This is a genomic window from Pseudomonas bharatica CSV86 (assembly GCF_000319305.2).
GTDB lineage: Bacteria > Pseudomonadota > Gammaproteobacteria > Pseudomonadales > Pseudomonadaceae > Aquipseudomonas > Aquipseudomonas bharatica.
Genome location: NZ_AMWJ02000001.1, coordinates 2141782 through 2163537 on the forward strand (window position 1 = coordinate 2141782; position 21756 = coordinate 2163537).

At 59.2% G+C, this 21756-nt stretch carries 23 protein-coding genes and 2 pseudogenes; 9 read left to right on the forward strand and 16 right to left on the reverse strand.

Going from position 1 to position 21756, the window contains the following annotated elements; genetic code table 11:
- Window positions 1–38 precede the first annotated feature (38 nt).
- From CSV86_RS09355 to CSV86_RS09370, 4 genes and pseudogenes are all read left to right on the forward strand, one after another.
- Complete coding sequence (locus tag CSV86_RS09355) at window positions 39–1937, forward strand: M14 family metallopeptidase (protein WP_009407746.1); 1899 nt, start codon at window positions 39–41, stop codon at window positions 1935–1937.
- Window positions 1938–2775: 838 nt separating this feature from the next.
- Window positions 2776–3834 (forward strand): methyl-accepting chemotaxis protein, encoded by a 1059-nt coding sequence (locus CSV86_RS33305; RefSeq protein ID WP_446532472.1) that lies wholly within the window; start codon window positions 2776–2778, stop codon window positions 3832–3834.
- 378 nt (window positions 3835–4212) lie between these two features.
- Window positions 4213–4770 carry an RNA 2',3'-cyclic phosphodiesterase gene (gene thpR / locus CSV86_RS09365; RefSeq protein ID WP_009407742.1) on the forward strand — a complete coding sequence of 186 codons (558 nt, stop codon included), beginning with the start codon at window positions 4213–4215 and terminating at the stop codon, window positions 4768–4770.
- Between the two features lie 48 nt (window positions 4771–4818).
- Window positions 4819–5846 (forward strand): annotated as a pseudogene (locus CSV86_RS09370) (hypothetical protein).
- 204 nt (window positions 5847–6050) lie between these two features.
- On the opposite strand, the gene CSV86_RS09375 reads toward CSV86_RS09370, so the two are convergent.
- A complete protein-coding gene (locus CSV86_RS09375; protein ID WP_009407738.1) occupies window positions 6051–6863 on the reverse strand; it encodes a gamma-glutamyl-gamma-aminobutyrate hydrolase family protein in 813 nt (270 codons plus the stop codon).
- 375 nt (window positions 6864–7238) lie between these two features.
- Here CSV86_RS09375 and hpaR point away from each other — a divergent pair, with 375 nt between their 5' ends.
- A complete protein-coding gene (gene hpaR / locus CSV86_RS09380) occupies window positions 7239–7661 on the forward strand; it encodes a homoprotocatechuate degradation operon regulator HpaR (protein WP_009407736.1) in 423 nt (140 codons plus the stop codon).
- 162 nt (window positions 7662–7823) lie between these two features.
- Complete coding sequence (locus tag CSV86_RS09385; RefSeq protein ID WP_009407735.1) at window positions 7824–8120, forward strand: hypothetical protein; 297 nt, start codon at window positions 7824–7826, stop codon at window positions 8118–8120.
- A gap of 178 nt (window positions 8121–8298) precedes the next feature.
- Here the strand turns inward: CSV86_RS09385 and CSV86_RS09390 are convergent, their stop codons facing one another.
- The 8 genes from CSV86_RS09390 to CSV86_RS09425 all read right to left on the reverse strand — a co-directional run bounded on the left by CSV86_RS09390 (window position 8299) and on the right by CSV86_RS09425 (window position 14483).
- Window positions 8299–8724: a phage tail assembly chaperone gene (locus tag CSV86_RS09390; protein WP_009407734.1), complete on the reverse strand. Its 426-nt coding sequence runs from the start codon at window positions 8722–8724 to the stop codon at window positions 8299–8301.
- A gap of 1 nt (window position 8725) precedes the next feature.
- Complete coding sequence (locus CSV86_RS09395) at window positions 8726–9292, reverse strand: gp53-like domain-containing protein (RefSeq protein WP_170394264.1); 567 nt, start codon at window positions 9290–9292, stop codon at window positions 8726–8728.
- 239 nt (window positions 9293–9531) lie between these two features.
- On the reverse strand, window positions 9532–9936 hold the full coding sequence (locus tag CSV86_RS09400; protein ID WP_170394530.1) for a hypothetical protein: 405 nt from the start codon (window positions 9934–9936) through the stop codon (window positions 9532–9534).
- Complete coding sequence (locus CSV86_RS09405) at window positions 9936–10517, reverse strand: phage tail protein (protein WP_009407730.1); 582 nt, start codon at window positions 10515–10517, stop codon at window positions 9936–9938. The genes CSV86_RS09400 and CSV86_RS09405 overlap by 1 nt, the downstream gene beginning before the upstream one ends.
- Window positions 10510–11631 carry a baseplate assembly protein gene (locus CSV86_RS09410; RefSeq protein WP_009407728.1) on the reverse strand — a complete coding sequence of 374 codons (1122 nt, stop codon included), beginning with the start codon at window positions 11629–11631 and terminating at the stop codon, window positions 10510–10512. Before CSV86_RS09410 ends, CSV86_RS09405 begins: the two co-directional genes overlap by 8 nt.
- On the reverse strand, window positions 11615–11989 hold the full coding sequence (locus CSV86_RS09415) for a GPW/gp25 family protein (RefSeq protein WP_037062368.1): 375 nt from the start codon (window positions 11987–11989) through the stop codon (window positions 11615–11617). The genes CSV86_RS09410 and CSV86_RS09415 overlap by 17 nt, the downstream gene beginning before the upstream one ends.
- Before the next feature lie 199 nt (window positions 11990–12188).
- The gene (locus CSV86_RS09420) at window positions 12189–13466 is read right to left on the reverse strand and encodes an ISL3 family transposase (RefSeq protein WP_000610830.1); all 1278 of its coding nucleotides are present in this window, start codon (window positions 13464–13466) and stop codon (window positions 12189–12191) included.
- Window positions 13467–13478: 12 nt separating this feature from the next.
- Complete coding sequence (locus CSV86_RS09425) at window positions 13479–14483, reverse strand: permease (protein ID WP_040363373.1); 1005 nt, start codon at window positions 14481–14483, stop codon at window positions 13479–13481.
- Window positions 14484–14624: 141 nt separating this feature from the next.
- On the opposite strand from CSV86_RS09425, the gene CSV86_RS09430 reads away from it, so the two are divergent.
- Window positions 14625–14939 (forward strand): ArsR/SmtB family transcription factor, encoded by a 315-nt coding sequence (locus CSV86_RS09430; RefSeq protein ID WP_000349485.1) that lies wholly within the window; start codon window positions 14625–14627, stop codon window positions 14937–14939.
- Window positions 14940–15160: 221 nt separating this feature from the next.
- Window positions 15161–15721: a hypothetical protein gene (locus CSV86_RS09435; RefSeq protein WP_170394533.1), complete on the forward strand. Its 561-nt coding sequence runs from the start codon at window positions 15161–15163 to the stop codon at window positions 15719–15721.
- Window positions 15722–15726: 5 nt separating this feature from the next.
- Here CSV86_RS09435 and CSV86_RS09440 read toward each other — a convergent pair whose 3' ends face one another.
- The 6 genes and pseudogenes from CSV86_RS09440 to CSV86_RS31845 all read right to left on the reverse strand — a co-directional run bounded on the left by CSV86_RS09440 (window position 15727) and on the right by CSV86_RS31845 (window position 21077).
- The gene (locus tag CSV86_RS09440) at window positions 15727–16260 is read right to left on the reverse strand and encodes a phage baseplate assembly protein V (protein WP_009405557.1); all 534 of its coding nucleotides are present in this window, start codon (window positions 16258–16260) and stop codon (window positions 15727–15729) included.
- Complete coding sequence (locus CSV86_RS09445) at window positions 16260–17372, reverse strand: phage late control D family protein (RefSeq protein WP_009405555.1); 1113 nt, start codon at window positions 17370–17372, stop codon at window positions 16260–16262. Before CSV86_RS09445 ends, CSV86_RS09440 begins: the two co-directional genes overlap by 1 nt.
- Entirely contained in the window at window positions 17360–17566 is a 207-nt protein-coding gene (locus CSV86_RS09450; RefSeq protein ID WP_009405553.1) for a tail protein X, read from the reverse strand. Before CSV86_RS09450 ends, CSV86_RS09445 begins: the two co-directional genes overlap by 13 nt.
- A 4-nt stretch (window positions 17567–17570) precedes the next feature.
- The gene (locus tag CSV86_RS09455; protein WP_009405551.1) at window positions 17571–18455 is read right to left on the reverse strand and encodes a phage tail protein; all 885 of its coding nucleotides are present in this window, start codon (window positions 18453–18455) and stop codon (window positions 17571–17573) included.
- Window positions 18455–20496: pseudogene (locus CSV86_RS09460) on the reverse strand (phage tail tape measure protein). The gene CSV86_RS09455 and the pseudogene CSV86_RS09460 overlap by 1 nt, the downstream one beginning before the upstream one ends.
- A gap of 17 nt (window positions 20497–20513) precedes the next feature.
- The gene (locus tag CSV86_RS31845; RefSeq protein ID WP_240160403.1) at window positions 20514–21077 is read right to left on the reverse strand and encodes a phage tail tape measure protein; all 564 of its coding nucleotides are present in this window, start codon (window positions 21075–21077) and stop codon (window positions 20514–20516) included.
- A 37-nt stretch (window positions 21078–21114) separates the two neighbouring features.
- On the opposite strand from CSV86_RS31845, the gene CSV86_RS09465 reads away from it, so the two are divergent.
- Window positions 21115–21354: a hypothetical protein gene (locus CSV86_RS09465; protein ID WP_240160404.1), complete on the forward strand. Its 240-nt coding sequence runs from the start codon at window positions 21115–21117 to the stop codon at window positions 21352–21354.
- Window positions 21355–21389: 35 nt separating this feature from the next.
- Here the strand turns inward: CSV86_RS09465 and CSV86_RS09470 are convergent, their stop codons facing one another.
- Window positions 21390–21731 (reverse strand): phage tail assembly protein, encoded by a 342-nt coding sequence (locus tag CSV86_RS09470; RefSeq protein ID WP_009405544.1) that lies wholly within the window; start codon window positions 21729–21731, stop codon window positions 21390–21392.
- Between the last annotated feature and the right edge of the window lie 25 nt (window positions 21732–21756).

The window sequence follows — 21756 nt, forward strand, 5'->3', positions numbered from 1 at the left end:
CTAAGGTTGCCAGTTCCCGCGTGAGAAGGAACTCCCCCATGAAGCACTCCAGGCTGTTTTTCACCGCTTTGCTGCTCGGCGCCGGTCAGTCCGCGTTGGCTGCCTTGCCCTCGGCCCCGGCCTATATCGATGACAGCAAGTACCCGGAAGCGGCCAGGCAGCGGATCCTGCCGGCGATGTTCGAACAGCAGATCAGCAGTACCCGCTATATCGCCAAGGCGGACAACCCACTGATCACCGTGGCCGAAGCCAGCGACTTCAAGCAGACCAGCACCTACGAACAGACCCGCGCCTGGCTGCGCAAGCTCGCCGCTGCCTCGGGCGGCAAGGTGGTATTGAGCGAACTGCCGGAAAGGAGTGCCGAAGGCCATCCGATGGTGCTGGCCGTGGCTTCCCTGTCCAAGGACAAATCCCCGGCGGGGCTGAAGCAGTCCGGCAAGCCGACGATCTTCGTCGAGGCCGAGATCCACCCCGGCGAATCCAACGGCAAGGACGCCATGTTCATGCTCCTGCGTGATATGACCGCAGGCGACAAGCCTCTCGCCGCGCTGCTGGAACGGGTCAATATCCTCTTCATCCCTACGGTCAACATCGATGGTGACATTCGCCGCAGTGCCTACGGCCGGATCAACCAGAACGGCCCGGATATCGCCGGCTGGCGGGTCAACGGCCTGAACTACAACCTCAACCGCGACTTCACCAAGCTCGACAGTGCCGAGATCCGCAACGTCGCCTGGGTCTTCAACCATTACGAGCTGAGCTTCTTCGCCGACACCCACTCCACCGACGGCGCCATGTACCCCTACGACAGTTCCTATTGCCATAACGGCAACGGCTGGTCGCCGGCCAGCAGTGCGTGGATGGACCAGGTCATGCGCACGCCGGTGTACCAGGCGCTGCAGGATGAAGGGCACGTGGTCCACGAATGCATCAGCTTCAACGACAACCAGGACCCGACCCAAGGCTACTATCCGTACCGCACGGACCTGGCGCGCTTCTCCAACCAGTACGGCGATATCCGCAACGTGCCCTCGATCCTGATCGAGCAGCATGCCCTGCACCCGTACCGCACCCAAGTGCTGGGCAACTATGTGATGCTCAAGGCGATGTTCCAGGTGATCGGTGAACAGGCGGCAACCCTGCGTGCCGCCATCGACAAGGACCGCGCGCGGCTCGCCGCGCAGAAGGACGTGATCCTCACCTGGAAAGCCGGTGCGCCGCAGACGGTGCCGTTCACCGTCGGTGACTACCGTTACGAGACCTCACCGATCACCGGTGTGAAAACCATCGTCTGGAGCAACCAGCCAAAGAACCTCGAAGTGCCGGTCACCGGCAATACCGAGCCGGACCTGGTGGTGAAGCGGCCAAGGCAGTACATCGTTCCGGCGCAATGGCGCGATGTGATTGCCCGGCTCAAGGCCCACGGTATCGTCATGCGCACCCTCGACAAGCCGACTGCCGTCGCCGTGACGCTCTATCGCATGGACGAGGTGAAAGTGGCCGGCGGCTTCGAGCCGGACCGGGCGCAGAGCAACGAGATTCCAGGGTATGAAGGGCATCTGCTGGTCAGCGGCACGGGCAAGCCGTTCGAGCGCTTGCAGACCTTCCCGGCGGGCTCGGTGGTGATCGATACCGACCAGCCGCTGGGTGTGCTGGCGATCAACCTGCTGCACCCGCAAAGCCCGGATTCGTTCTGGTCCTGGGGCTTCTTCAACTCGACCCTGGTGGTCGCCGAGGAGCCGGAGGAATACGTGATGGAGCCGATGGCGAGGAAGATGCTGGAAGAGGATGCGGGGCTCAAGGCGGAATTCGACAAGAAGCTCAAGGACGACATGGCATTCGCCCAGGACCCCAAGGCGCGGCTGAACTGGTTCTATCAGCGCACGCCGTTCTATGACGTGAACGCGTTCGTTTATCCGGTCGGGGTGGTGCAGTGAGGCACCTTGCGTACCCGCTCAAGCACCTGGCTGCGCGGCGCGTGGCCGCGAACCAGTCGTAGTATCATATTGGTATCATTCATTTGTGAATGTTACTATTCCCTTGCTGCAAGTAGGGTAATGCCGGGCTTTGGAAGCCCGGGCAAAAGGAAGTTTCCCATCCTTGGGGAACTGCATGGATGCCCAGCGCGTGAATCCCCTCCGGAACACTCCTGTGCACCAGGGCCCGTGCCGTTCGTACGGGCTCCGCGCCTCATCGGCTTCGGCGTCATGACAGACTTGCCGGTCACCGTCACCTGCGGACCGGCGAGGGCGAATTCACTGGTTGGAGAAAGCTATGTCCCAGGCATTCACGCTGAAGAACCTCAGCGTTACCCGCAAACTCGGCCTCGGCTTCGGCCTGCTGCTGGCCTTCGCCTTGCTGCTGTCGCTGCTTGGTGGTGTTGGCTTGCAGAACAGCAGCGCGTCGTTGCAGCGCATCAGTTTCATCAGCGGCCTGTTCGACGAGATCGTGTTCGCCCGTGAGGCCAACTACAACCTGGCGCTGACCGGTGACGCCGGACAGCAGTCCTTGCACCAGGAGCATCACGCCAAGCTCAAGGAAGGTTTCGACCAGTTGCTGCTGGACGCCCGCGAAGGCCGCTGGCCGGCCCAGGACCTGGGGGCGGCGCAGCAGCTCCAGGCCGACCTGCAAACCTACGGCAAGGCCCGCGAGCAGGCCCGCTCGGTGGCCGAACTGACGGCGGCCAACCAGTTGCTCTCCAAGCTCCAGGACGGCGCCAATGCCCTGTACTACGCCGAGGAAGAGCGAGCTTCCGCCCAGGTGAAAAGCACTCATATGCTGCTGGCGGTGATCACCCTGGTGGCGATTCTTTGCGGCATCGCCGTGGCCCTGTTGATCAGCCGGCAGATCGTCTACCCGCTACGCGAAGCGGTGAAGACCGCGCAGCGCATCGCCGGTGGCGACCTGACCGGCGCAACCCACACCGAGCGGGGCGACGAACTGGGTGTGCTGCTACGCTCGCTGGACAGCATGACCGCGAGCCTGCGCGAGGTGATTTCGCAGATCGGTTGTGGTTCGCAGCAACTGGCGGCTTCCGCCTCGCAATTGGCGGCGATCACCAGCACCACCCGCGAAGGCATCGACAGCCAGCGCAACGAGACCGATATGGTCGCCACGGCCATGAACGAGATCGCCGCCACCGTGCAGGAGGTGGCGCGCAATTCCGAGGAGGCTGCCAGTGCGGCCAAGGGCGCCGACCATGAAGTGACCAGCGTGCTGGCGATGTCCCAGCAGGCGATCCGCCAGATCGAGGCGATGGCCAATGGCGTGGGCGTTTCTGCCGAATCCCTTGGCCGGCTGCAGCAGGAGTGTGGACGCATCGGCGCAATCCTCGATGTGATCAAGGCCGTTGCCGAGCAAACCAACCTGCTGGCCCTCAACGCGGCGATCGAGGCGGCCCGGGCCGGCGAGGCGGGGCGTGGTTTCGCCGTGGTCGCCGACGAAGTGCGCAACCTGGCCCAGCGTACCCAGGCCTCGTCCAGCGAGATCGAGCAACTGATCGTCACGCTGCAGCACATCGCCAACGAGAGTACCGGGATGATGCAGACCAACCTGGAGCAGACCAGCGCGTCGGTCAATGGCGTGCGTGACACCGGCACTGCGCTGGAACAGATCACCCGCCAGGTTTCCAATATCCAGCAGATGAGCGAGCTGATTGCCACAGCTGCCGAAGAGCAGGCCGCGGTGACCGAGGAGATCAACCAAAGCGTGACCCGGGTGCGCGAGACCGCCGAGGAGTCGGCCACCGCCAGTGCCGAGATTTCCGCCGCGAGTACCGAGTTGAGCCACTTGAGCAGCCGTCTGCACGGCATGGTCGGGCATTTCCGTTGCTGATCTGATCCGTATTTTTCAGTGCTTTCTGAATCTGTTATGCAAACAGATGCTTGCCGAGAATAGGCCCCATGCAAGGTTTATTTTCGGTACGTGGAGGCAGTGATGGGCAAGATGGCGATTTTTCTGTTCGGGTTTCTGGCACTGGCGATCGTGATCGGGGCGTTGGGGACCATTTCGCCGGTTTGAGATCTCTATCGGCTTTGAGGGCCTCATCGCTGGCAAGCCAGCTCCCACAGGGTTACGCGACTGTGGGAGCTGGCTTGCCAGCGATGAGGCCCTCAGCAACACTGCATATCAGCAGGCTTGGCCAGGTCCGATAGCCGGGCAGGGCGGCACTGTCTTGAGTCATAGTGCCGCGAGACACCCAAGGAGCCTTTCGTGATCAGTCTCGACCCCGGACCCAACGAACCCTTCAAGCGCCTGTTCTTCGCCTTGCCCTGCACCCCGACGCAAGGCAAGGCCCTGTCACGCTGGCGCAGCGACCTGCGCCTGCGCAGCGGCAAGCCGGTACCAACCGGGAATTTCCATGTGACCCTGATGTTTCTCGGCGCAGTCGGTGTCAGCCAGTTGCCGGCGATTTTCGAAGTAGCCGCACGGCTGCGCCCGCTGGAGCGTCCGCAACCGCTGGTTCTTGATCGCCTGGAGGTCTGGCGGCGCAGCCAGGCGCTGGTGCTGACCACGCAGGAACCACCAAAAGCGCTGCTGCGCTGGGTTTACCAGTTGCAGGAGGCCTTGTTGCCACTGGGCTTCGTCGCCGATTCAAAAGCGTTTCGCCCGCACCTGACGCTGGCCCGGGATTTCCGCCACGAAGTACCCGAGGCAGCGGTGGCGCCCGAGTTTCGCTGGAATGCGAGGGAGTTCATGCTCTACGAGTCCAGCAAAGGCCAATACGAGCCCCTGGCGCACTGGCCCCTGCTGGATATCGCCAGAAGTTAGATCGCCGCAGCCACGCCGTTCCTATACTCCAGAAAGCGTGGCGAAGGGGTGGCGATCGTGAACCGGCGTTCCCTGTATCGGGTGTGGCTTTTGGCGTTGCTGGTGATCCTGTGCGGTTGCGGTTCGCGTAACCGCGTGCCGGAGGTGCCGCCGGTGGTGCTGTCACCCGCCGCGTGGCAGCAGGTGGACCGGGAGATCGTCCAGGCCTCGCGCGGCGCCGCCGGTTCGGCCGGGACTATGCACGGCGCTCCATGCGGGTCTGGCGCGAGCAGGTGCAGGTACAGACCGAAGAGAATTTCATTCCCTGGTTCACCGGCTACTGGACCCAGCAATGGCTGACCCTGAGGGTGGCCTGGTACAAGATGAGCCAGCACCGCGACCAGCCCGATAACCGCCTGGCCCTTTATCTACAGGACGCCTATCGCGAGCGCGTTCTGGAACCGGTGGCCGAGCAGATCAATCCCGACCTGATCCGCGAGCGTGCGACCGAGTTGTACGTGCAATTGCTCGGCCAGCAGATCCAGGGGATTGGCGAGCGCTATCGGCCTGCGCCAGACCAGTTCGCCCTGCACCTTGAGCGTATTCCCGCCATTGCCCTGGGCCCGCCTGCCGCGCGGGATGCCAGCCTGCGCGGCGTGCTGACGGCAAAGCCCTTCGTGCAACTGCCGGCCTGGCTGGCCCTGCACGAAGAGATTCGCAAGGCCGCAGCGGCCAATGCGACGGCGTCGGACAACGGACTGTCATCGGTAGCCAGCAAAGCCAGCACACGCCTGGAGGCGACCCTGGCGCCCCGGGGTGCACTCAGCGCCGTGGCGGCGGCGGTGGGCAAGGCGGCCGGGATGGCGATCTCGGTGGCCTCGGCCGGGATCGGCGCGATGATGCATGAGAGCGACCGACCGGAGATGGTCGAGCAGTTGCGGGTGATCCTCAATGCAGCATTGAACGAGGAGTGGCAGAACCTGATGGAGAACCATGGCACCGGGGTGATGGCCGGGGTCTGGTCGTTGTCGGGGCAGATCGAAGGCGAGCTGACGGGAAGGGTGGGAATGGAGCCGAGGATGGATGCTAGTCCCTAGCGCAGACAGCAGCTTGAGCGATGCTCTTAAGGTTGATTCTGTTTTGGGTTAAATCATTTAAAAACAATGAGTTATGTGGCTAATGTAAAGTCACTTGTTTGGAAGGGCGGTGCGGTACGCACAAAAAAGGCCGTATCGATGTGCGCTCGATACGGCCTTTCGGATTTAAAAGCTCTTCTAAATCAGTGTCTTGAGGTGATTATCTCAAGCGATACTTTGGGTCTTGCTTTGCTGCTTCTTGCTCGCCTGCACCCGGCAAGCGTCGCCAAATGCCTCGAACATCCGCACCGAATCCGGGTTCTTCGCGGCTTGCCATTCCGGGTGCCATTGCACCGCGAACAGGAACGGCGACAGGCTTGGCGCATGGATCGCCTCGACCAGGCCGTCTTCGGCATGAGCCAGGGGCTCGACGCCGTCGCCCAGGGTTTTCAGGCCCTGGCCATGCAGCGAGTTGACGCGGATCTCGTCGCTCTGCAGCAATTCCTGCAGCCAGCTGCCTGGCTTCAGGCGCACGCTGTGGGAGGCGGCATATTGCACGTCCACCGGATCCTCGGGGTTCTCCCGGTGATCGTTGAAGCCGGGTTCGGCGTATACCTTCTGGTAGATATCGCCACCCAGGGCCACGTTGATTTCCTGCATGCCACGGCAGATGCCGAAGATCGGCAGGCCGCGGGCGATCGCCAGTTGCACCAGCGGCAGGTCGAACAGGTCGCGGTCACGGTCCTGGGCCTTGCCCGGGGTTTCGTTTTCCTGGCCATAGAGGGCCGGGTCGATGTTGCTGCCGGCACCGGTCAGGTAGACGCCGTCAGCCATGTCCAGGTACTGCTCGAGGTCTTCGATGCCGCAGCAGGTGGGGACCAGGACCGGGACGCAGCCGGCGTGTTCCACCAGCGGAGTGATGTACTTGTGGGTCATCACCTGGTAGTCGTGACCCTTGCGCTCTTGAGTGCCCATGGTCATCAGGACCACGGGTTTGCGGGATTTCTGATTCTTATTGCCAATGTTGCTGTTGGGCATATGTCACCTTGGGACAGGCGCAGCCTGTCATTGTTGTGCAGGCGCGCCGCTATCGAGCTGGCGCTGCCTGGGGTTTCGAGCACTGCCGGGAGGCACGCGAAGCTCTGTTCCCGGTCGAAACCTGCCCCATAGCTTGCCAGAGCCGTTAAATATATCAAGCGGATTCATGCTTTTGTGTGCGTATTTATTAACGTTCTGAGCTAGGTATTAGTTATAACATCCTGATTATAAAGAAATAAATCGGTCCTATATCGGGCGAGGCAGTTCATTATATTTGACGATTGGCCCGGCTCGATTCGCCGTGCCTGCCAAGGGCCTTGCAGGCGGTAACCCCGGCTCTTAAGCTGCCCCATCATCGTTGATATCAGTCTGACCATGTCGAAACCAAGACCTTCCCTGACCCTCACCTTGCTTCAGGCCCGCGAAGCCGCCATGGCCTTCTTCCGCCCATCCCTCAACGAGCACGGGCTGACCGAGCAGCAATGGCGGGTGATCCGCATCCTGCGCCAGCAGGGTGAACTGGAAAGCCATCAGTTGGCCGAGCAGGCCTGCATCCTCAAGCCGAGCATGACCGGCGTGCTCGCTCGCCTGGAGCGCGATGGCCTGGTGCGGCGCAAGAAGTCCAGTACCGACCAGCGCCGTGTTTTCGTCGGTCTGACGGAGCAGGGCCAGCAATGCTTCATCGCCATGAGCGAGGATATGGAGCGCAACTACCAGCGCATCCTTGAACAGTTCGGCGATGAGAAACTGCAAGCGTTGCTGGGCTTGCTGAACGAACTGAAAAACGTCAAGCCCTGACGCCGATTCGCGCAAGTAAAAAGTCCTACATATACTGTCGGTTATCCGCCACAGCTTGCCGTCGTCGGTCGGACATCGACGCCTCGATGCCCGTTGGTAGTGCCGTATCCGTAGTAGCCCGCACGCGAGGTGTCCTTACAGACGCTAAGAGGGGCTATTGCGATGGACATCATGACTCTGATCATCCAGATCATCAGCGGTGTGGTTGGCGGCAACGTGGCAGGGTTGAGCAAGGAGGGGATGGGGCCGACCCTGAACTCCGTAGCAGGTGCAATCGGCGGGGTGCTGCTGGGGCAGGTGCTGGCCCACCTGACCGGCGATCAATCCCTGGCCGAGGCCGGAGCGGCAGGAACCCTGGATATCCCGGCCATCATCAGCAGCGTGATCGGCGGCGGTGCCGGTGGCGCGGTGTTGACCTGGGTGGCTGGGTTCATCAAGAGCAAGATGCAGACGCATTGATGTGAGTTCGATGGCCTCATCGCTGGCAAGCCAGCTCCCACAGTGATCGCGTGCACCACTACACCTGTGGGAGCTGGCTTGCCAGCGATGAGGCCATCATGATGCCGCGCGCGAAAAATCCTAGCTGGAAGGCGAGATAAATGACCTCCCAAGTTTTTGCACCAGCTGCAATGGAATATCATGAATCGCCGGTCAACCATGCTGGAGCCACCGGCCTTACGGTCTGATCTGGGAACTCAGTTGATTGCGGCCAGTCGCGTAGCGCTTGCATGTAGGCCAGCAACTCCAGGAACTCGCTTGACGTCAGGGTCGTCGTCATTTGCAGGTCCTGCTCGTCACGATGGCGCTCGCGCAACCATTTGATGTCCTCAATCCGTCTGTCACGCCATGCTCGCTCCAACGCGGCCTGATCGATAACGACCAGAGGAATGTCCTTTATTACCAGGCCGTTGTCGTCGATCTTCCAGACGCCATCCAGCTCTTGAATTGTACGATTCCAGAGTTCGTCAGTAACAGGTACTGCCCCAACCGGGACGGTGTGAATGCCTTCAAGTAGCCGGGCCTCCAAAGCGCCCGACTCGTCAAACAGGATGTATTTCTTCATCTCAGCTCCCAATTGCGATCCAACGGCCCGCCACGCTCTGGTCATTACGCGTGTTTTCAAGCGACACGACAAAGCCTGACTCATCAAATCCGTTCGCCAACGCGGCGCTACTGAGGGCGCTCGTCGTGCCTTCGTGCACTACAAATACGGTAAAGGCACCTGTTGGAAACTGGATGGGATAGGTAATCCGCGTAGTCAGCGTGCCTATCGTGTTGACTAGATAGGTCGGAGTAACCCCCCACTGCAGCGTTAAACCTCCAAGCCAACGTGGAAAGACTATGAATCCATTGCGGTCAAACAAAGCCTGAAACCCAAACCGAAGTTTCTTCGGCGTGATGGCTACAGAATCGTCTGCGCCAGCATTCGTCTGGTCCTGATTAGCAAGCTTCATCAAACCGGAAACGCTTTCACTGGCCTGCCGTACGAGCTTGTTGATGGCTTGGGAAACGCGAAGTGCAGTCATTGGCTTCACATTATCGGCGCCCGTTTCAGCATCAGCTTGGGTTGCCGCCGATATTCCGTGCTCAGATAGCGTGGCAGGTAGATCTCGCAGCAGCGCGAACGGCACGAAGTTAACCCCGTACTCCGGAAGTGTCCTAGGTAGGCCTGAGAGTGTTGAGAACGGTACCGAGGATGCGGCATCGAGTGTGGCTATCATCGGTCCCGTTACACGTACGGCTTCGGGAGTGACTCGCACTCCGTTCCCCGTCGCCCACGCGGTGGGCCCGAGCCCGAGGTAAGCAGACCGCATGGTCTTGTGGTTCCCCCAAAAGCCCAGACTCGCAAACACGGTCCCATCGGGATCGGCTACGTGAACTCCTGCAGCCCAGCTTTCGGAGTTACCTGGAGTAACAGCAACACTCCAGCCCGGATCAAGATACAGGTTGCCACGCAACGTCCCCCGGTAATCGGCAGAGGGTCAACAGCCAGCGCCAGATTGATTTCCGCATCTGCGCTGCCATCAAAGGTGGCACTGCCCGTTGCTGCGCCTTTGATCCTAAGGGTTCTGGCCGTGGTCAGCTGCGTTGCTTTTCCGACACTGATGACGCCGGCTGCGATCTTCTGAAGTTGATCACGCAGCCACCGGGTGCGGTTCGAAAGCTGTTTAGCCTGCAAGTTATCGATACCGTCTGGCCCGCCCAACACAGGGTCAGAGGTCTCGATCTGATAAATTTCGGGGGACCACTCATCTTTTTCAGGTAACGCTGCCATTAGCTGCTCCCATGGTTATATTGGCCGTCACGACGAGCGACCCCGTTGTGACGGATGGCGACTGTCGTGTAATCGAGGGAAACAAGGCGGCAGCGAGCGGGGGCGACTGAAAGGAGTAGTCTGCGTACCAACGCCGCCTGGTCATTCGTGATGGGACGCTCAAGGAATACGCGATAGCGAGCCCACGCTGTCGGGTCACCATGCACATACTCACCGTCGCGATAGATCGCCCCATCGTGAGTCTTATTGCTCAAGCCTTCCTGCAGGCCGACTTCACCGAACCCCAATAGCCGGATCACTTCTCGAATAGCCCACGGTGTACCTTTGAAACGGTGTAGCGCCGCTGCATTTTTGATGAGGTCGCGCCTGGCACCAGAAGACTCCGCAAGTAACCAGGCAGCCTCATCAAGCATGGAGAACTGGTCAGCTAGAAACGGCAGCAACTTCGGTTTAACCAGGTCAATCAGGTAAACAAGCATGACGCCGAGATCAGCCTCAAACAGGCTCTCGTCGAGAAGCTCATGCAACCATGCGAAACGCTCGTCACCGGTCAGCGCAGGCGGTAGCTGCTGTTTAGCCATACGCGACTCCTTCGGGTATCAGCTCAATGGCGGTGCAATTGGCCCACTCATTACTCTTCAGCTCGCGCATCGCGACAGGTAACTCCAGATCGGCGCGGTATACGCCAGTCACCTGCAGGGCGGCGGTCAACTGTTCGCGCACCAGGTCGAGGCCGAGTTTGCCTCGCCGCTCGGCGGCATAGGCCTCGGCAGCCTGCTGGGCAGCGGACAGCGTGTCGGACTGCTCGGCGGTGGCATAGAAGGTCAACCGGGCTTTGATGGTGTAGGTGACTTCAGTGCAAGCAAGGGCATGTACGGTGTCACACAAAGGGCGGACCTTTTCCGCGCTTAACCGGACCTTGACCTCATTTAGGATCGACTCGGACGGCAGACCGGTGCTGGTCAGAATAAAAAGTGCAACATGGCCGTCCAGTTGCCCCTCGTCAGGGCCATGTACCGCAACGTCGATGATCGACTGATGTACCGCCAAGGCGTGATAACGGTAGGCCCCCCGGCTGCCGGCGTTGCTGAAGGCCTCAGGCGCTAGAATGATCCGTTCTCGATAGCGGTCGTCGCCTTCATCCTCGGCACCCTCGGCAGTCTCATTTACATTCGTCGCAACGAGCGTTGGCAACGGGCTGTTGCTGATAACGATGATCTGACCTGGCGCCCAGCCGTTACCCAGAGTGCCCGCCGTAACGCAGGTAGCGCTCACTGTGATCTGGGTCTGTCCTGGGATGATCTGGACGTCATAGTCCGTGACGAATGTCAGCTTTCCGTCCTGAGTGCTGACTCGCGTGCCTGCCGGGATCAGCAGCGCGAGAGAGCGGGCGGACGGCATGCTGAAGCGCAGTAGGCACGTGGCCGGTTTTGCCAGCAGCCTGGGCGTGGCCACCAGTTCGCCGAGGTAGTCCAGAATCGGACCAGTGGAAAACCGTACCAGGAGCTGTTCGCCGGCATTCTGAATTGCCATGTCCAGCCGCGAGCGCGTGTACGCGATCAGATCGATGAACAGGCGCTCGATCTGTGCGGGGTATAGGGTCTTGCCAGACTTCGCTTCGTAGCGGGCGATCAGATCAGCCTCTACACCTGCCGGATCGATCTTGACGAATTCGGGCTTAGGTAGCTCGCGCATAGGGCACCTCGGTGATCTGGGTGACACCATCTGCAACGCACCAGACCGCACGCAGAGTAATACGCTCGGCGTCCAACTGGACGTCTACACGCACTACGGACACGCGGGTTTCCCAGCGGCGGATGGCTTCGATGGTTTCGCGCACCAGATACGGGGTGACCTGATGGCTTGGCCAGTCGATATAAAGGTGCAGATCGCTGCCGAACTCCGGGCGGTGGGGGTCACTGCCCTTGGGGGTTGCCAAGATAATGCGGATAGCTTGATCAATGTCACGCAGCCCCTGGACCACCTCGCCGGAACTCCCTAGGGCGGGTTGCCAATGGCTAGCGGTAATGGGTAGATAGGAGGTCGTGGTCATGACCTCATGCTGCAGTACAGCTCATGAAGTAGCTTTTAATCGAGTTCAAACAGGCTGACGGCTTGTTTCCATTGCGGCGGAACGTCAATATCAGAGATGTCTGCCGCCCAGCGAGGTCACTATGGAATTGCTCAAGCTTTTGGGTATACGGATTTAATGGTTGATGGGGCACCTTTACCCCACCAACCTGATACCATTATCAGATGGTTGATAGATCGACTCCGTAGTTGAGTTCCTCTGCGAAGTCCGGCAGTCCGTAACCGATGGTTTTCTTGTAGAAAGGAGAGACCTTCGCAGTCGGTGCCTTCTTCTTGTGCTTCGTGGTGTAGAGCATTCGTGCCCGCATCACCTCGAAGGAGTAACCGCGCCCTTCACGGTTCTTGTCCTTGGCCAGTCGGTTGATGGACTCCGTGTAAGCGTTGGTGACGGGCATGTCCGTCTCGAAGTAGGTCATGGTCTCTTCGCGCCAGTTTCCCACTGCCCTGACCAGATCGCTCCAGACTTCCTTTTGGCCCTTCGGGATGGTGGCTATCCACTCGTCCAGGGCGGCTTCTGCCTGGAGCCGTGTGGTGGCGTCCCAGATGCCGTAGAAGCGCTCCTTGTGCTCGTAGGCGGCCAGCAGTTGCGGGAACGCGCCTGTCCAGGTCTCCATGATGAGGCGCTCCCGGTCTGAGACTTCGTGAGCGCGTTTCAGCAGGATTTTCCGGTCTCCCTTGAGAGTCCGGCTCTGGGACGGTTTCAGCTCCTTTCTGAGGCCCTTGCGCACTCTCTCTAGGGCATCGTTGGCCATGCGCACCACATGGAACTTATCGACCACGATACGGGCCTGGGGCAGCACAGCCTTGACCGCTGCCCGGTAGGGGTTCCACATGTCCATGCTGACGATCTCGACCTTCTGCCGGTCTTTCAGCTTCATCAGGTAGTTGGTCACCACGTCCTGGCGGCGGGTGGCCAGCAGGTCGAGCAGGGTTCGCTCCTCAATGTTGGTCAGAATGCAGCGGTAGCGCTTGTTCAGGTATAGCTCGTCAATGCCCAGGATGCGGGGCGTCTCGAAGCGGTGCCAGCGCCCCAGGAACTCGGCGCGGGCGTTGAAGATGTCGCGCACCGTCTTCTCGTCCAGGCCGGTCTGTGCCGCCACAAAGGTGTAGGGGTGGTTGAAGGATTCCTTCTCCACGTACTCATGCAGCCGCAGTGTCATACGGAATCCGTCCACCATCTCCGGTAGCTGGGGCCTGAATGTTGTCTTGCAGGCCCGGCAGGTGTATCGGCGGCGGACCACCCAGAGAGTGACCCGCTTGCCGTGGATGGGCAGATCACGATAGGGAACGTCACGCTTGCCGAACCGCACGAACTCACCCTGCACGCCGCACCCCTCGCAGGCTACTGGTGTAGGTGCTTCAAGCCGAAAATGTATGTCTTCATTCTGCTCATCAGAATCCACCAACTGGTACCCAGGAAGGCTTAACGAATTAATCATCTCCCGCCTTGATCAGAAAAACAGGTAGGTGGCGTAACCGGCAATCATCGCCATAGCAAAAATGACTGCTAAAAACGCCGCTAAAAGCTTCAGCGTGAACAAAGAGCGCAACAGAATGAGCTCAGTCAGGCTGGCTCCGGCACTGCCGATGATCAACGCTAGCACCGTCCCGGCACCCACGCCTTTGGCCATCAGAGCCGCTGCCAGAGGTATGACGGCTTCAGCGCGAATATACAACGGCACGCCGATGACAGCGGCAACTGGAATGGCAAAGGGATTATCTGGGCCTGCATACTGCTCCAATAAGTCAGTGGGCATGAAACCATAGATCACGCTGCCAATCGCAATACCGATGAGCAGGTAAGGCAACACATCGATAAAGTCCGACCAAGCTTCCCGCCACACACCACTGTACTTCCCTTCTTTCTTAACCGTGACAGTGGGTTGACTGTCACAGCATTCGCTAGACGTAGAGACTGTTGTCTTCCTATCAGCCCCGCAAGAAGCCGTCTTCGGAGTGGTGTCGCAGCTGTTGGTGCCGCAACTCGATGCGGTCGATGTAGCACTGCACGGGCTTGCTGATGAACTACATCCACTGCTCTCTTGTGTCGCCGTCCGGCGCACATAACGCTCGAAGCCAAGCGTGTGAAGCAGCCATCCGGCACCTACCGCGACCACCAAAGCGGCGAGCACATAGATAGCAGTAAGTGTCCATCCAAACGTGGCAACCAGCAGGCCGACGACGATAGGATTCAGCAACGGAGATGAGAAAAGAAACACCATCATCGGCCCAAAACCGGCCCGTGCCCGAATCAACCCTTTCAACATGGGGATAGTCGAGCAACTACAGAAGGGCGTTATAGCTCCTAAACCAGCAGCAAGAAAATAGCCTCGCTTCCCACTGGAAGTCAGTAACGCTTCCACCTTGGATGGTGGGATGTGACGTTGAAGAACTCCGACCAGCAAGCTAATGCCAATGAATAAAACCGATAGCTCGATAGCGAGAAAGGCGAACATGCCTAGAGCGTCTTGGAGTTGAGATGACATTCAATATTACTCCTATATTTCTAGTATTGTCGAAATGATGTACGCAGCCTACTTGCGTTTATCCGACCTGTCAACTATAATTCTAGAAACATCGAATTATTGGGGCGTGCTATGGATCACGAAAAGGTTGCAGCCAGCTTAGCTGAGCTAGGGAATAGTCACCGACTGTCCGTGTTCCGCTTTCTGGTCAAAGCTGGCCATGATGGGGCTTCGGTCGGAGATATCCAGAAGGGGCTGGGTATTCCTGCTTCGACGCTATCACATCACCTTGCGCGCATGGCCAAGGTAGGGCTGATCCGGCAGGAGAAACATAGCCGCACGATTGTCTGTATACCCGAGTATGGGCACCTAGAGAATTTGATCGGTTTCTTACAAGAGGAATGTTGTGCAGGTGTCCGGATTGCGCATGAACCAGAACCGCTTTGACGCTTGCCCAGCTCTCGCTGTCCTCCCTAGTCAGCATCGCTATGAAGACTCAGGCGAAGGTGGAAACAGAAAATTGGCAGTAGAGTAGGCTGAAGAGGATCAATCAGATAATCCGCTGAGAAAGATTTTCTTCTTTACATCTTTGGCATTTTATCAACCAGAAATTCCGGATACCCAAGCTTTTCAAGGATGAATGGAGCGTGATCTCACAGGCTCCGTACGTGTTTACCGTCTTCGGTGTAATGTGCTTTGCGTTGGGCTATGCGGCGGCAAAGTGGTTCTATGCCTCGGTCATTGCATCACTCAAGGGAAGAATCGAGCTCAAGCATGAGCAAGCTGAAACTTACAAAGAGGAAGCCCTACGAAACGCTGAAAAAGCTCGCGAGTTTGCGACCGCCAAGCCTCCTGAGCTGCGGCAAAAGACCTTGGATTTCGTGAAACGCTTGAAAGACTTCCTAGACCAGCATCAGCGAATGGAACTGACCGAGATGGCCTACAGGGAACAAGATATGCTCCTGGCTGGTAGCGATAGGGAGGAATTGACCAGACGATTTAAACACCATGGGCAAAGGTCGTGGCAGTCACACTCTGAGAAAATGGCAGCGTATGACAGAGAGTTCAAAACGGATGCGATTATTCTTCGAGACGAGCTACGGAGCAGGCTGAAAGACTATAAACCCGACACGAATGGTCTACAGCGCTCCTACGAGAACGCGGTCAATGATTTCGGCTGGAGATATGTCGCCAACGATCTGGAAAAAATGGCAAAGCTGATCCAGTAGCACTCCTAATGCTTGTGATTACTGGAATTACCCGTAGTGTCCATGATTGCGCCGTCTGCATGAATATCTCCTGTAACTCGCAGATTTCCTTTGACAGTGACCAATGGAATCTCCAGCGTTGCTACTGGGGCCTTGATGACAACGGACTGAGTGGACTCGACTACAAGACCTCGGACGCATTTGAGTAAGGTGTCCCCTACGCATTCTACGGTCATGACGCTTAGAGCCCGGTTGTAGCTGACAACCGTCCCATCGCTGTATCGTACGTAGTCGGTATCTTGGTCAACTACGGGCGGCGGTTCAGCGGTCGAGTAGATCCCGCCTAGGCAAACACCACCCACGCCATCAGCATCGAGCAGCACAGCCACCTGCTCCCCTATCTCTGGCATCAGTGGGCGCCGCTTGGTCCCTTGCGAATTCCGCTGCGGCACATTGAGCCAGTAGCTCTCGACCCCATCCCTGTCATCCAGACGCACACGGATACGGCACGTCATGTAGTCCACGGCGCTGACTTCGCCGTATTCAAGCTCAACACCCATCAGGCCACTACCTCACGCTGCGGACCATAACTGGATAGCGCCAGGTCCGGCTTGATGCTGTCCTTGTTCAACGAGATCGACGCGGCACCCACTCGGCACGTCTCCTGGTCAACCGTATAACCACCGCTACGGGTAATTCGATGATGAGCAGCAGTGATCAGGTAATCGCCGCCGAGCTTGCCGGCAGCGATCAGCGTCACGAGATTGCCGCTGACCAGGTCAGGTCGCCCCTTCGTTGTCCAGGTACCGGTTGTACGCTCCCGGTTTGCGCGCGCAAGGTCTGCCTTAGCCTTGGCCTTGGCTACCTCCTCAGATGCCGCACGCTTACGTTGCTTCTTGGTATCAGCGCTGGTTGTGGCTTTGCTGGAGCTGCTGGGCACCGCCACTGTTTCACCATTGACGATGTCATAGGCAATCAGCTTCTTCTTGGCCGGGTCCTTGTGCTTGACCGCGACCTTCTGAGGCACGACGGTGATCTGGTCCCGCACCCGCACAGTCCCCAGATCGGTCAGAGCAAAGCTGGCCACCGGCTTGCCCTTGGCCAGATCACTGATCGAGTGGAACACCATGCGCTTGCCGGTGACCTTGAACGCATAGTCATATTCGCCGGCGAGATTGCGTAGGAACTCCAGGTCGGACTCTTGCTGGGTGAGCCTGTCGAGCTTGATCGGCTCGACACGTCCCACCAGTTCCAATCCCTGGCGAGAGGCAATTTGCTTGGCCACCGCTTCGAGCGTCATGTTTTCGTAAGCGCGGTGCTCAGTTGTGCGCAGCGCGGACTGGATGCCCGCGCCCAAGGCCCGGATGTTGACTGTCGAAGGCGGTGCGCTCAGCTCCACTTCGTCGATCTCGAAGTTGCCCAGGACCCGCAGCGGTCTGCCTTGCCACCCCATTGACAGGGTCAGCATGTCGCCGTGCCCTGGATACCAAGCGTCGATCCACTTCCCCTCTACATCCTCCAGTTCAATGTCGAGGCTATCGGCCTGGCCCGTCAGAAAGTCTGAATATGTCAGTGTCAGCATGTGCTGGCTGATGTCATGAGTGATGTTGCGGTGCATGTAGCTCAGTACGAAGCGAGCCTCCGGCACCTGGTTCGGTGTCAACGCATCCATGGGGGCAGGTCCTCGGTTGTCGCTTGTTGTTCAAGCAGTGGAATGGCCAGGGTCAGGCCGGCAGGCAGGGCGGCATCGAGCGGAACGTGCGGGTTTGCCTGGACAATCGGCTGGTAGCGGTGGGCATCACCGTAGTAGTGCCATGCCAATGAGTCCCAGCGTTCTCCCTCGGTCGTGATGTGTTGGATGTACATGCGATCAGGCCTTCCTGGTGATGACTTGTGCGGCCAGGCCGGCAAGTCGGGTGCGGGCGCCGTCCATGGTGGTCAGTGCCTGGTCGAGGGAATCTCTCGATGCCGAAAAGCGCTCGACGATGTTCCCCAAGTCCACGGCGTTCAGGCTGGACCGGGCACCCATGACATTCCCCAGTACGTCATCACCCAGCTTCGCCAGGTCCGCGCCGTCAGTAAGAAGCCCCGCAGCGCCGGCGAGCCCCTGCAGGGGCTCAATCGCTCGGGCAGTGACGCCGAGCAACTGAGGAACCTGTCCCAGGATCATCGAGGCGTTGCCGGCCTTCACCTGGTCATAGAGGCTCTTGCCAGCCTGCAGGACGTTCGCGGCAGTCTTGGCATGACTGATCACCGTCTGCGTGGTGCTCGGCGATGGCATGAACTTGGACAGCAGACCTGGTGAGCCAGCTGCAGCGGCAGGCGTACCACTGACTGCGGGATTGATCAGGCCGGGTGTCGGAAGCACCTTGCGGACGAAGGTGCCGGTGTACTCGCGCAGGCTCAGTTGCAGAGCCGCGACAGCGAGCTGGCCAGTGGGAGACATACGACGGTGGACCAGATTCAGCTCTGCGATTACCTGAGGCCCCAGGTAGTCCCCATTGCCCAGCACCAGCGCCAGCGGCTGATGCTTCGTCTTTGCCTCGCGCAGTGCTCGCCAGCGCGCCTCTGGATCACCAAGCTGTGCCCTTAGCTCAATGCTCAGATTGATCTCGTCCAGGCCGTCGCCAATCCACTCCAGGAGCGGCTTGCCTTTGATTCGCGCATGCTCGGCCCAGTCGGCAGCACTACGCAGCTCCATTCCGACGATACCGCCGGTAACGTTGAACTCGATATCACCCAGGATCGCGAACATCAGGCGAACCCTCCGCTATCCGGGCCGTAGCTGCGACGACGCCGGTCATGCTGGAAGCGCTCCATAAAGCGCACGAACTCGTCGTAGCCACCCTTTAGCGCCTGCTGGATCTCCTGGGATTTCGCCCCGGGGGGCAGTTCGATCTTCGGTGAATAGTGAACGACCATGCCGCTTTCGCCCTGTGCGGGAGACGCCGCCCCAGGAGCACCCATACGGCTAGCGATTGACACACGATCAGGAGAAGGCGGTGTGGGTACTGGGGATGGTGCTGCAGGCTGGCCAAGTCTAGGTGCCGACAGATCAACCGCCGTCATCCCAGACAGGCCAAGGGTAGCTTGGCGAACAAGCCCCGCTTGCCCAGTGATACCAATGGCTGCACCTTCGCTGATGTTCGCCCCGTAGCCAATGAAGACTCGACTCGGCGACTGGATGCCGAGCGTCTCGGTGAACCAGCCCTTTATCGAAGTGCCAACACCGACAATCGACTCTTTCGCTGCACTGAGGGCGTTGCCGATGCCGTTCACAAGGCCCGTGATGATCATGCCGCCGAATTCGCTGAACTTCGCCGGCAGCTCAATTCCGAAGTAACTCATGACCCCGCTGAATGCCCGGTAGAACAGTCCCATGGGCGAGAAGTTGACGATCAGGCCGGCGATGCCCGCTAGGCCGCCGTTGAACCCGGCTTTGATCTCCGTCCACAGCCCGCTGAAGAATCCTTTGATCGGCTCCCAATAGCGGTAGATCAGGTAGGCACCAACCGCGATTCCGGTGATCGCCAGACCAATTGGATTCATTAACAGGGCCCGCCCAAGCCAGAGAACGGCCTGGCCGGCCAGCTTAAGACCGAACAACAAGGTACCGCCCAGGACTTTGCCCAGGGCGAGTACGCCTCGGGCAGCCATCATCAACGGCGCGCCGAATGCCATCGCTATTCCGCGCAGAAACAGTCCGCTGACGCGCAATACTGCGCCGATGCCTGAGCCCACGCGCCTGAGCCCGTTGATCGCTGGAGCAAACTTGCCCATTTGCCATATGGCCCGCATGAGGGTCCATTTAGCGGAGAGGCTGGTGATGGTAGTGCGCATGGCAACGAAAGGCGACAGCATCAGGTTCACGCCGTAGGCCAGGCCTATGAAAGCCAGCTTGCCGGCAAGCAAGCCGGCGACCAGCCCCACGACACCCTTAATGATGCCTGGATTCTCGCTGGCCCAGGCGGAGAAGGATTGCATCACCGGAACCACTGCCTGGGTGACATCCACCAGGGCCGGAATCAATGCACTACCGATGGAAATGCCTATATCAGACAGGTTGACCCCAAGCTGCTTCAGTTGCTCTTTGGGACTCTCCATCCGCTTTTTCCAATCGGCATCACCAACGCCCTTATCAGCGTCATCAATACTAGTCTGCTGAATTCCAGCGAGATCCTTTCGGTTTGCCAACGCAGGTCGTACAAAGGACAGCACCTGCATATCAGCAAACAGCTCGCCCAATTTGTATGCCTCATTCAGGCGTTTGAGAGCCGTTTCCCGCTCGGCGGCGTCCTTTATTTCCATCGCTTTCTGAAACTCGCCTGCTGCCTTCGGCCCTTTGGTCCCGACGTACTGGGTGATGATTTCCAGCATCGCTTGGACGGGCGTAAGGCCTTTGCCGACTAGGCTGCCCATGGATTTCTGAAGGTCTATACCAGCGCCTTCAAACGACTTGAGCGTGTCCTTGGCCGTTAGCTTTGAGAGGAAGTTCTTGAAGTTATTCGCAGCTTCGTCGTTGGTACCCGCGCCGCGTCGGGCGATTTGTAGAGAAGCCCCGATCTCGGCGACCGCTCGCTCGCCTGTAATGCCTAGAGCCGCGAACTGGGGGTCAACTGAGGTAGCCATCTGGCCATGTCCGCCAGTTCGAATTGCCCGCTCTTGCCCGCCGAAGCCAGCATGTTCATAGACCGCTCAAACCCTGCAGCGCTGATGCCAAGGTTGTCATTCAGGGCAATAGCCACCGAACCTAGATCATCCATGCTGGCTCGCGTTGCAGTCGCGAACTTGGCCATTAGAGGTGAATAGTCCGCTAGCTCTTTCGCGTCCGATATACCCCGGCGATGAGCACGGCTGCACCTTTAGCGACTTCGGTCTGAGTCTGGTTCCACCTCAAGGCAGCACCGCGCATGACATTGCTCAGACGCTCCTCTTCCGCTCCGTCAAAGCCACCCGTGATTGCGATGTCGTTGGTCTGGTCCTTGAAATCCATGGCCGTACGCATCGACTGGATTATTGGCGCTCCCATGACTGCTGCGGTTCCGACTGTCTCCATTGCCTGGCCACGCAGGTCCGCGCGAGCGTTCTTTAGTGTTTCGCCGCGCGCGATGCTGGTGTTGAGGCGTTCCTGCTTAAGCTTGAGCTGATCGATGCTTCGCCCGATCTGGTCGTATTGGCGGCGCATTCGACCCAAGCCGGCACCGCCACTTGCCAAAGCGGCAGACAACTCTGCACCCAAGGTCTTGTGTTTGGCAGTCAAGCCATCGGTGGCCCGGCCAAGCTGCTGTACCGTGGACTTGGCTGTACCGAACGCGGCATGCAGGCTGCCCGATACGGCAGCGCCGATTTTCAATCCAACCAGGACTTCATTGGCCATAGTTTGCTACGCTGCTGAAATGTTCGAAAAAGTCGCCTTGATCACCGCCAACACCCTTTATGCACTCGCCATCGGCGCCGGTGTGATCTGGCTCGCCTGGCTGTGCCTGGTGAACCTGCCGTTCTGGCTGGCGGTGCTGATGTTCTGTCTCGGCCTGCCGTTGCTGGCCATGGCAGCCACCCCCATTGCGGCGGGTGGTGCCTTGCTGGCCGGGCTGATCGCTGGGCTGGTCACGCTTATTGCCTCAGTTGCTCGGCGGCCTCAACGCGGCGGTTGATCTCCCGCTCGCACACCTCGCACCAGCGCCAATAGTCATCCATTGTCAGCTTGCGGATTTCCGACGGTTGCATCCTGAGCACCAGGAGCAGCGCTTCGTCCCAGGACAACAGCGATGTCTCCGCCGCCAGCCATTTCCCGAAATACATCACTGACGACCCGGGAATCGGCGATGTCGAGTTCGCCCAGGTCTTCAACAGTCAGGCCGGTCATCTTTGCGAACAGAAAGTCTTCCTGGGCGGCTTCGTCTTTCGGTGAAAAGTTGTGTGCTGCGGCCAAGTCTTTGCGCTTGAGCCGCTTGATCGGCAGCGATTCGATACGGGTGCCGGCGGCAGTGTCGAAGGGGAACTTGAGAGGGATGTTGAGTGAGTCGGCCATCTGATGCTCCAAGGCTGATCAATCT